Raw genomic sequence first — 6945 nt, 5'->3', positions numbered from 1 at the left:
CAGCAGCGCGCCGACGTGCGCGTCGGTGATGATGACGAAGCCGCGTACTGCCACGGGGTATCCGGTGCTCGCAGCGGCCGCGGCTTCGATGGTTCGGCCGGCGTCCCCGGCCGCAACGGTTCTGGCCCACGCGGTAAAACGGGAGGCCACATCGGATAGCTGTTCTGGCACAACGCCTTTCGACGCTTTGCTGGCGGCGTCGGGCCTGCCCATCGCTGCCCAGTACACGGTGAGAAAGGCGTTGATGCAGCTGTGAGCCTGCGCCGGTATCGCTCGCGACGCGTCGTCAATCAGCCTCTTCGCCCCTTGGGGATCTGCGAGGGTGAAGAGCCTGTTGGTGGCCCGCAGATTGGCGAGCCTGGCACGCTCGCCGTCGCCCAATTCGCTAGTGGGCATGTCCGCGAGCACCGCGTCGGCCTCCTCGCCGCGGCTCAGCGACGATAAAACATACGCGCGGAGGAAATTCGCTTCCGGACCCCCGCCAGCGCGGATGGCCGCATCGGCGAGCCGATCGGCCAGGGGCAGATCCATCAGCCACACCGCCCCCGGAGCGGCGCTGGTCAGAAGGTCGGCGTCGGGCTCAAGATCGGAGTCCAGGCTCAACACGGCGCGCCGCACCACCGCCCGCACGTCGGCGCAGCCGACAGTGGCGAGTTCAGCCACGACCAGTCCCCGCAACCGGCGCAGCCTGGTGGGTACCGCACGCCGCTTGCGCACCTCGGCATACAGCGGATGCGCCACCCGCACCTCGACACGACCGTCGACCTGGTCCAGCGTCAGGAGGCCGCGCACGTCGGCCTCCTCGACCGCCGCCGGATCGGTGATACGCGTCAGTGACCCCAGCTCAATCGGCTCGCCGATCGCCAGCACGTCGACCACATCGCTCACCGATGCCGGCAGGGCACCGATGCGCGATTCGATCAGTTCAACCAAATCGGGCGGCACGACCGGTTCGCCGACCCAGCACCAACGACCATGCTGCTCGACGAGCCGGCCATCGGCGATCTCCTGCTCCACGATGTTGCGCAGGTATAAAACGTTGCCGCAGGTCAGGTTCCATAAGCGGCGGGCCGCGTCCAGATCCACACATCCACCGAGGGTCGCCGATAGCAGCTCCAGGGTTTCGGCGGGTGATAAAGGCTGCAGATCAAGCCGCTCGAACTGGCCAGCCTTCCACAGCTCACGCATGCCCGCGCTGATCGGCTCCCCGTCCCGCACCGTCAGGATGAGTTTCGCAGCGCCTCGCTGGACGATCTGATGCAAGACAAATGTCGACGCGTCATCGAGCAAACTGACGTCGTCAACACCAATCACCACCGGGCTCCCAGCCGATGCCGCAGTCAGCGACTCGATCACGCCGCCTACCAGTTGCAGCGTGTCACCCGCGGCCGACCCCGCCCAAGGGGCGAACGCGCCCAACGGAAGCATCTGCGCCGACGACGTCGCCACCACCCAACGCGTTTCGCATCCCTTCGATGCCGCGAACGACAGCGCCTCGCGGGCGATCCGGCTTTTGCCAACACCCGCAGCCCCACGAATGACCATCCCGCAAACATCGGGCTCCCATAGCGCGCTGTCGATAAGCCGCATTTGCTCGAAGCGGCCCGTCAGCGGCAACCGTATGCGCACTGATCCTCGGTCCGCCTGCCGTTGACGACCGTGCGGTCTCACCTCGGTAACCGTTGGCCTCGCCCTGCCACGTCGGTAGCCGACCCCATCCACGCTGCGCGGATGGTCCGCCGCAGCGAGAGCAGGCGCCGCGGCGGTGCCCTGCGCGAACATGCCTGAACACAAGCACCCTGACTCGCGCAATGCCTCATCCAAATGGGTGAAATCCAGATACTCTTCATAGGAGAATCACACTGAGGAAGGTGCCGATGCGGATACCAGCCAGCGAATCAGGGGCCGGTCGATGGTCACGGTCGAGGACTTCTCGCGCCTAGTTTCCGGCATCTACGCCGCCGCGGTCACTCCCCGGCACTGGGAGCCGGCCCTCGATGAGATTTGCCGCAGCCTGGGCGGGACGATCGGCACGCTCATTGAATCCGCGGGTGGAGTGTGGTCCATTCAAGCCACGACTGCGCCAGCCGAGGTCGGTAAGACCTACGCCGAGCACTACCACCGCCTCGACTATGTGCTCGCCGGGGTTGGGAACGGTCCAGCCGGCGCAGTACGCACCGGCACAGAGTTGATAGCACCGCGGACGAACGAAGAGTTCTACAACGACTGGATGCGCCCGAACGGCATCGAAGACGGGCTGTTCGTCGGCCTGACCGGTGGACAACGCCCCTCGTGTTTGATCGTGGCGTCGCCGCGGCGGACTGAGTCGTTCGACACGCCTGAACGCGTGACCTTGATGAACGGGCTGGTTGGACACGTGCGACAGGCGCTGCACACGGAGGACAAACTGGCGGCTCTGGCCGACAGCGTCGTTGAGCTGGCAGGCGCACTTGAGGTTGTCCGGCACGGTGTCATCGTCGTCGCAGGCGAGCATCTGGTGATAAACCTGAATTCGGCCGCCGAGCGGATCCTTTGCGCGGAAGACGGCGTGTGCATGCGGTCAGGACATATCGCCGCAACAACCACCCATGCAGAACAAGAGCTGCATTGCGCCATCCAAAGTGCACTAGCGGCCGATGGCTCTGCCGTTCGTACAGGCCGGTCGCTAACCTGCGTTCGGCCATCGGGTAAGCGGGCCTACGTCATTCACGTGCTGCCGTCACACCGCCGCAATGCCGATGAGCCACTCCGACAGCCAATGGCGGTGGTGTTGATTATCGACCCAGAAGACGAACCCGAACCCGCCGCAGCGTTGTTGCGCCGGCTCTACCACCTCACCGAAGCCGAAGCCCAGGTTGCCCTACACGTGATGCACGGTGCGAACCTCAAGCAAATTGCAGACGAGTTGTCGATCTCATGGACGACAGTTCGCACCCATCTGCAACACGTCTTCGACAAAACTGACACCCACCGCCAAGCTGAGCTCGTCCGTCTACTACTCGCGCTGAGCCCATGACTGAGCGAATCCGGCGCCGGGCGATGGTCACGGTCGAGGACTTCTCGCGCCTCGTAGCCGACATCTACGCCGCGGCCGTCGCGCCCCAGCAGTGGGACGCGGCCATCCGCGACGTTCAGCGCGTGCTCGGTGGCACCGGGGGATCGCTGCTGATGGGCGGGGGCAGCGTTTGGTCGTTCCAGGATTCAACTCTTCCGCTGGCAGCGCTCGAGACCTATGCGGAGCATTACCGCCGATTGGATTATGTGCTCGAGAGGGTGCAGAACGGCCCGATCGGCGTGGTGCGGACCGGGCCGGAAATCATCGTTCCGAACCGGAATGCGGAGTTTTATACGGGCTGGATGCAGCCCAACGAACTAGAAGATGGGTTATTCGTCCGGCTCACCGGCGGTCCTCGACCGACCTGTTTTCTAGTGATGTCATCGAAACGGTATTTTGATGCGCCCGAGCGGGTGAAGCTGGTAGGCAGCTTGGTGGTGCATCTGCAGCAGGCGGTCCGGACGCAGGACCAATTCGCCGCTGTAGTCGAACGCAATACGGAGCTTGCGCGGGCGCTCGACGCGATCCGAGATGCTGTCATCGTCGTCGGAACAGATTGCCGGGTAATCAACCTCAATTCCGCCGCCGAAGACGTTCTGCGCGGCAACGACGGCCTGCACACAGAATCGGGGCGCATCGGGGCAATAAATATGCAGACCGAGCGCGAGTTGCACTGCGCGCTGCATGGTGCGCTGATCGGTGGAGAATCAGGGCTTCGTGGCGGGCGCTCTTTGATCTGCAGACGCCCATCGGGCCTGCGTCCCTATGTGATTCAGGTGATCCCGCTGCATCGCATCGGAACTAGTGAAAGGGCAGGGGAGCCATCGGCGTTGGTTTTGATCAAGGACCCAGAGCGCGAAACTGAGTCCGCCGCAACGCTGTTGCGCCGACTCTACCGACTCACCGAGGGCGAGGCCGAAGTCGCCCTACGGCTCACGCATGGTGCGGGTCTGAAACAAATCGCGGACGAGCTATCGGTGTCGTATGAAACGGTTCGCACCCACCTGCAACACGCCTTCGACAAGACCGACACCCACCGCCAAGCCGAACTCGTCGGCCTCGTGCTCGCACTCACTCCATGAAGCCGCCGAACCAACGGCGAACGGGCGTATGTGCCGCGTTTGCGCCGCTGGTTGGGTCCATTCGCCGCGCTCGCCAATGCTTAATCTGCGGTGTCGAATTCGATGGGTAGGGTGGTCGGCCCGCTGAGCGCAGTTAGCGGCTTCCACGGGGCCGGTCCGGTGCGGCGCGCGTTGTGCATGCGTTGTGTCATGACGGTGAGGGCTTCGGCGAGCTCGAGGCGGGCGAGGTGGGAACCGAGGCAGTAGTGCATGCCCGCGCCAAATGTCTGCATCGCCGGGGCGCCGTCGCGGGTGATGTCGAGGCGGTCGGGATCGTCGTAGACGGCGGGATCCCGGTTGGCTGCGGCCATGTTTGCGAGGACCAGGGTGCCAGCCGGGATAGTGACGCCGGCGAGTTCGACGTCCTCGATGGCGGTGCGCAGCATGGCGAACGCTACCGGGGAATGGCGCATGATCTCCTCGACGGCATTGGCCGCCAACTCGGGATGCCGTCCCAGCAATGCCCACTGCTCCGAGTGATCGCACAGCACGTGCACCGCGGCGGCGAGCTGGTTGCGGGTGGTGTCGGTGCCGGCCATCAGCAGCCCCGCTACCAGCATGCGCAGCTCGCCGGCGCCCAGACGGTCGCCGTCCTCTTCCGCGCGGATCAGCTCCGAGATCAGGTCGTCGGTCAATGTACGCCGCCGGCTGGCGACCATGTCGTCGATGTAGGCGTCAAGCGCCTCCCAGGCGGCCAGGATCGAGGCCGTTTCGTCGGCGGCGTTCCAGCTGAAGACCTTGAAGATGTCGTCGGTCCAGTCGGAGAACAATTGCCAGTCCTCGGCTGGGGCGCCCAGCAGCGCACAGATGATGGGGATCGGGTATTGGCGTGTGATGTCCGCGACCACCTCGCAGCGCCCGTAAGCGGTGTGGCGGTCCACGAGTTCGGTGATGACGTCGCGGATCGTCGTGCGCAGCCGTGCGGTGGCTCGCGGTGTGAAGGCCTTTGACACCAGGCGGCGCAGCCGGTGGTGTTCGTCGCCGTCCAGACTGATCAGGTTGGTCGCGACGCGGTCCCATATCGGGCCGGAGGTGATGCCTTGGGCGGCGAGGAACATCCCGTGAGGCACGCGGAGCCGTTGGTCGCGCAGCACGGCGTGAACCAGCTCGTAACTCAGGACTTCGGGGCCGTGGGTACCCATTGCGATCGGTGTTCGACTGCGGGCTTGAGCGATGAGCCGATGCGCCTCCTCAGGATCATGCAGGTGCTCATAGGCCAAGATGGGCAGCCCCGCGTCGAAGGCGTTCGGGCAAACGGGCGTAGGCATCGTGTCGGCGGTCATAAGGGCCTCTCAGGTAGGAACGAGTCGGCTGGCCATTAACGGTTGCTAGCCGCGACGCCATCGTCGCTCCGGTCCCGCAAGGACACGTAAGTAGTCAGCTACTCATCTAACCTGTCGACTACGTCGAACTGCCTGTGGTGATCGAGTCGTGCCGACAGCTGCTCGCTCGGCGCCGAGCATGCCGGGACCAGCCAGTTTTGCACCGCGCAACGCCATGGCAGCAGCGCGTCAACCTAGCTGATTAACCACCGCGGCCGTGTCAAGCCACACATTCTCGCGGCTAATCAGCCCGTCGCGGAACTCGAAGACATGCAGCATCCGAAATCTGATGCGCCGCCCGTTACCCGGAAGCCCGAGCAACGATCCGATCACGGTGCCCGTCATGAGCATTTCGAGGACCATCGCCTCGCCGGCCACGTACTGGCGCAGGACATGCCAGCTTTCGCTGCGGAAGTTGGCGGTGAGGTAGGCATAAAAGCCGCGGGCCCCGTCCTTACCGCGAGTGGGGCTATTGGGGAATCCGACCACATCATGCTCGATGTCGTCGGTGTACACGGCCACTGCGCCGTCGATATCCCCGTGACCTTCAGCGCTCATGTGGCGGTCCACGAGTGCCCGCATCTGGCTGTCAGCCATCGCCGTCTCCCAGTCGTGCCCCGGTACGAAGACAATTGATTCTCGTCGTCTCAGGCGAGCCGACAAGACCCCGGCGCGAGATCGCGTATCCGTGCTACCAGGCCGCCATGCTGCGAAATGTGAGTAGTGCACCACTCATGTCGATTGGTCCCGCGCGATCCACTATTCCCAGTAACAGAACGTGGGCCAGCACAAGTGTCGAACTGTTCCGGCGACAGTGACGGAGGAAGCACATGCGCCGCCAACATCGCACCTACACCAAGACCGCCCAGTCGAGATGGATGGGCGGCACCTCATCAGCAATCAATCCGAGCCGTGAGGAGCGGGGAAATGACCGCAACACCAGAAGCCTATGCCAGTGCACGGGACCGTGAGCCCACCGTTGAGGCCGCATCACCTGCGCCCGCCTTGATTACCGAGCAGGAGATCATGTTCGGCACGGCGGTAGCTGTGCGGGCGAGGCCGACGATACGCCGCTGGACCGGAAGAGCTTCGGTTCTCTTGGCGTCCATTCGCCGCACAATTGCGACCTCGCGGCGAGATGCCCGCCCAGTGCGTCACGACTGCCCGAGGCACTACGCATTCCTTGAGTACTCCTGCATGGCTCGTGAGATGGATCGCCTCTAGGCGCGGGAAGTCACCGACGTGACCATCGCGTGGTCCTCGATTCGCCGGTCGCGTCTGCATAGCACTCCCCCTGGCTAAACGTCACTTGTTAACGGGTAGCTGACCTCACCCATTTGGATGAGGAATTGCGCAGCCGAGAGTGGTTGGGTGCTGACATGTTGCACCAAGCATCAGGCGCGGCGCTATCCGCAACAGTGCGGGTGCTGCCGCGATGCGAGGGGTG

Annotated in this window: 4 protein-coding genes and 1 pseudogene; 2 read left to right on the top strand and 3 right to left on the bottom strand. The window is 64.3% G+C overall.

From position 1 onward, the window contains the following. A pseudogene (locus tag JF781_RS23540) lies at nt 1-1617 on the bottom strand (helix-turn-helix transcriptional regulator); the annotation flags it as partial. A gap of 295 nt (nt 1618-1912) precedes the next feature. Here JF781_RS23540 and JF781_RS23535 point away from each other — a divergent pair. Next, nucleotides 1913-3016 (top strand): helix-turn-helix transcriptional regulator, encoded by a 1104-nt coding sequence (locus JF781_RS23535; protein ID WP_225329942.1) that lies wholly within the window; start codon nt 1913-1915, stop codon nt 3014-3016. After that, nucleotides 3013-4137, top strand: a complete 1125-nt coding sequence (locus JF781_RS23530) for a helix-turn-helix transcriptional regulator (protein ID WP_225329941.1) — start codon at nt 3013-3015, stop codon at nt 4135-4137. Before JF781_RS23535 ends, JF781_RS23530 begins: the two co-directional genes overlap by 4 nt. A gap of 80 nt (nt 4138-4217) precedes the next feature. Here JF781_RS23530 and JF781_RS23525 read toward each other — a convergent pair whose 3' ends face one another. Continuing rightward, entirely contained in the window at nt 4218-5459 is a 1242-nt protein-coding gene (locus JF781_RS23525; RefSeq protein ID WP_225329940.1) for a cytochrome P450, read from the bottom strand. A gap of 228 nt (nt 5460-5687) precedes the next feature. Beyond that, nucleotides 5688-6095: a nuclear transport factor 2 family protein gene (locus tag JF781_RS23520; RefSeq protein WP_225329939.1), complete on the bottom strand. Its 408-nt coding sequence runs from the start codon at nt 6093-6095 to the stop codon at nt 5688-5690. Between the last annotated feature and the right edge of the window lie 850 nt (nt 6096-6945).

Origin of the sequence: Mycobacterium sp. WUMAC-067 (assembly GCF_020217485.1) — a bacterium.
Classification (GTDB): Bacteria; Actinomycetota; Actinomycetes; order Mycobacteriales; family Mycobacteriaceae; genus Mycobacterium.
The sequence above is the reverse complement of the archived record's forward strand: the minus strand, read 5'-3'. Positions and strand labels throughout refer to the sequence as shown.

Bases quoted from the DNA above. Each gene is read 5' to 3' on its own strand.
- JF781_RS23520 (WP_225329939.1), bottom strand. From the start codon at position 6,095: ATGGCTGACAGCCAGATGCGGGCACTCGTGGACCGCCACATGAGCGCT.
- JF781_RS23530 (WP_225329941.1), top strand. From the start codon at position 3,013: ATGACTGAGCGAATCCGGCGCCGGGCGATGGTCACGGTCGAGGACTTC.
- JF781_RS23535 (WP_225329942.1), top strand. From the start codon at position 1,913: ATGGTCACGGTCGAGGACTTCTCGCGCCTAGTTTCCGGCATCTACGCC.
- JF781_RS23525 (WP_225329940.1), bottom strand. From the start codon at position 5,459: ATGACCGCCGACACGATGCCTACGCCCGTTTGCCCGAACGCCTTCGAC.